At 63.5% G+C, this 3,462-nt stretch carries 2 protein-coding genes; one reads left to right on the forward strand and one right to left on the reverse strand.

From position 1 onward, the window contains the following. The first annotated feature begins 230 nt into the window (after nucleotides 1-230). Complete coding sequence (locus ACFOYX_RS31765) at nucleotides 231-863, forward strand: HNH endonuclease family protein (protein WP_322444127.1); 633 nt, start codon at nucleotides 231-233, stop codon at nucleotides 861-863. 421 nt (nucleotides 864-1,284) lie between these two features. Here the strand turns inward: ACFOYX_RS31765 and ACFOYX_RS31770 are convergent, their stop codons facing one another. Continuing rightward, complete coding sequence (locus ACFOYX_RS31770; RefSeq protein ID WP_322444128.1) at nucleotides 1,285-2,931, reverse strand: tetratricopeptide repeat protein; 1,647 nt, start codon at nucleotides 2,929-2,931, stop codon at nucleotides 1,285-1,287. Between the last annotated feature and the right edge of the window lie 531 nt (nucleotides 2,932-3,462).

Genomic DNA, 3,462 nt, shown 5'->3' on the forward strand with positions numbered 1-3,462 from the left:
GCATCGACGTCATCAGCCCCGACCCTTGACACGCCAACCGCCGCCCTAACTGAACGGCGTTGGTACTAGAGGTCTACCAGTACCGGCAGTCCGATGCGGAGACGGCCAACTGATAGCCGGGCTCCGCGGGATCGTTGTTCCGCGGTTGTTCGCTTGTAGACCATTGCTACATCGGTCTTTCCCTGCATATATCGAGGTACCGCTATCTTCGATGACCGGGAGAGCCGACCGTGACCCGCACCCTGCGATGGGCCGCCACCCTGCTGGCCGCCGTCACCGCCACCACAGCCCTGACCGCCGCCCCCGCCCACGCCGAGACCTACTCCGCCGCCCTGCGCACCGCGGTGGCGAACCCGCCCGTCGCCACCGAAGTACGCACCGGCTACGACCGCAGCCTGTTCCCCCACTGGAGCGACGCCGACGGCGACGGCTGCAACACCCGCAACGAAGTCCTCATCGCCGAAGCCACCACCAAACCCACCATCGGATCCAGCTGCTCCCTGTCCGGCGGGCGCTGGTACTCCTACTACGACAACGCCTACTGGACCCTCACCAGCGACCTCGACATCGACCACATGGTCCCCCTCGCCGAAGCCTGGGACTCCGGCGCCCGCAACTGGACCACCAGCCGCCGCCAGTCCTATGCCAACGACCTCGGCGACTCCCGCCCCCTGGTCGCCGTCACCGACAACGTCAACCAGGCCAAGGGCGACCAAGACCCCGCCACCTGGATGCCGCCATACAGCTCGGCCCGCTGCCGCTACATCAACGAATGGGTCGCCACCGAGATCCGCTGGCGGCTCACCGTCGACACCAGCGAGAAGAACGCCCTCACCAGCTGGGCTAACTCCTGCCCAACGTGACCATCACCGTCGTCCGCGCCTTCTAGGGGTCACGGGGCAAGGGCGGCGCCACCTCCCGCGCGCCGGGCACCGTCCTTATCCCCGACGGTGACCTACGCATTACGAGTCGGCCCCCTGGCACTGGTCCATCGCCTGGTCCTCATGCCCGAGGTGCTGTCCCGGTCCGCCATCGTTCGCCTACGACCGCCGGTTTGGCTGCTCGCTTGGCTGCTCCGCAAGCTTGCTCAGCAGTCGGGTTGTGACGGACCAGGTAGGAAATGTGAACGAGGACCTGAGCGTGACTGTCGGCGTCCACACCTCAAGGACATGCAAGTTGCGGAGGTGGTGGACCAAACGGGCCAGGCCGTTGGGGAACGAAAAGCTTCCCGACGACCATCCGCGGCTACGCGCAACTCGCGACTTGGCCGGATGCCGCCAGGCGCTACGCCCTGCGGACCAGGCCTATCACCCCGTCGACCGCGGTGTCGCGCACATCCTGCGGGATGCCAGGAACATCCGGAAAGTAGCTTGAGAACTCCATGTAGGGCGGCGACATCTGTCGAAGTTGGACGATGGTGAAGACAAAGATGTATACAAAGGCGAGGACCGTGGATAGCTCGAACAAAGAGGAGTCCGCGAGGTCCTGGCCAAACCTGCCGTTGTTTTCCAAGAGAGTAGTCGCGACGGGAACGGCGACCCAGGCGATCGCCGACATAGACGCCACCAGCATCTCCCAAAAGCGGGGCAACCGGGCCCAGTATCGGGTCTTGACCCGTTGCCGGTAGAAGTAGCGCCAGGTCCACAAGCTCACCGTCGCCATCGAGACGGGAGTGGTGACCGCGTCCAGAACCTCGGACTGGCCAGGCATCGAGACCAGCGCGGCGAGGCATCCCATTAAAGCGACGAACGGAAAGGTCCTCGATGTCAGCCGCCAAAGGAATCTCCCACGGTTGGGGCGCGATTCCTTATCGAGCTGCTCACGAAGAGCATCGTGCAACCTGGCCCGCATCCACGGCTGCGGCGAGTCGAGGCGAGCGATCCAGGCCAGGCGGGATGAAAAAGAGGCCAACGCGTCCGACAACAACGATTCATCGTCGGAGGTCGGCCGGGGAAGCGTTCGGAGGCACGCTATCGCCTCTTCTTGGGCACGAATAGCGTCCTCATAATCTTCGTTATCCCAGAGGGCGTTGCTTAGGTTAAGTAACAATCGAGCCAGATTCGGCCGGGCGGCCCAGGGAGCGAGCCGTTCCGCCGCCTCACGAAAGAGTTGTACAGCTTCTCGACCAACTCGTATGGCGTCTGAGCTCCTACCGTTCAACTTGAGGCTCAACGCGAGGTCGGACATCGAGGCTGCCAAAAGCTTGCTGCGGATATCGGGCGCCTCAAAGTTTGCTTCGTTGGTGAGCGCTATCGCTTTGTTGAATGCGTCGCATGCTTCGCCGTAACGACCGGCCGCCGCAAACGCCGATCCGAGGTTGGCCCAGCCCATGGCGAGATGCGCTCGCTGGTTCGGCCCCTCCACCGAACCGAACGTTTGCAGTGACCGCCGCATGTAATCGATCGCGTCGTCGTATCGACCCACTCCCTTGAGGCGTAATCCTGTGTTTCCAAGTACCATGGCAATAATCCTTGGAAAGCCGTCCTCGCCGACGTAAGACCGTTCGAACCGCCTGTAATCCGCTAGTGCTTCCTGAACCGTCGCCATCGCTTCGGTGGGTCGGCCGACTGCCCACAGCGCGTCTGCCAACAGCTCCCGGGTGTGCGCGACCTTGAGATCGTGGGGCCCGGCTTCGCCAGGAAAAGGGAAGTGTGCCGCCAGCAAGCGGTAGCAGTGGACAATCTCACGCAGGAGCTTCACCAGCTCGGCTGACGGTCGAAACTCTCGACAAAGATCGAGCGCTCGACCGGCGTCACCATCGAGGACTGAAACGTACCTCGCTGGATTTTCGAGCGCCTGATGCCGTAGACGAGCTAGGCGTTCCTGCGCCGCCTTGACCGTCGCGCCGTCGGAGACCTGGATGTCGTCACCGCGTTGCTCCGTCACCATCGCGTCCTCCGCCCGGTGCGTCCTGTTCTTGACGGTCAACACTTCCGCCGAAGGTACTCAACCTGGTCAACAGCGAATCGACAGTCAGCCAGGCCGGCGAAGCCGCGCCTCGTGGTGCCGCCCGTGTGTGCGGCGGCGACGGGCTGCCGGTGCCAGCTCACCGTGAGCGGTAGAGGCGACACGGGGCTACCACACCCTCAACCTCGTGCGGTCTTCACTGCAACGCACCAGCGGAATGTGCCCGTGCTAGTCATGCCAAGTCGGGACAGCCGCCATACGATCTCGGCCGTCGTCGCATCCTCATGCCGCCGTCTAAGGATCTTGACAGTGGTGACGGATTACCGACAGCCGCGGGCGTAGGTGAGAGCGGATAGGTTTGAGCGATCCGAACTCGTCGGCGTTGAACTACCTCGGGACGCCGTACACCGACCAGCCTCGCCGTGCGACGGAAGGAGCTATGTGGAGACTGCTCGACTGGTTCTCGACTATGTGCGTGCGATAGTCTGGCCTCTAGGCCGTGTGTCGAAGTCGGCGTGGCGAGGAGATTCCGGCGCGTCGGTGATCGATAAGTAG

It is taken from the genome of Micromonospora sp. GCM10011541 (genome assembly GCF_042650725.1).
In the GTDB taxonomy this organism is placed as follows: Bacteria; Actinomycetota; Actinomycetes; order Mycobacteriales; family Micromonosporaceae; genus Micromonospora; species Micromonospora sicca.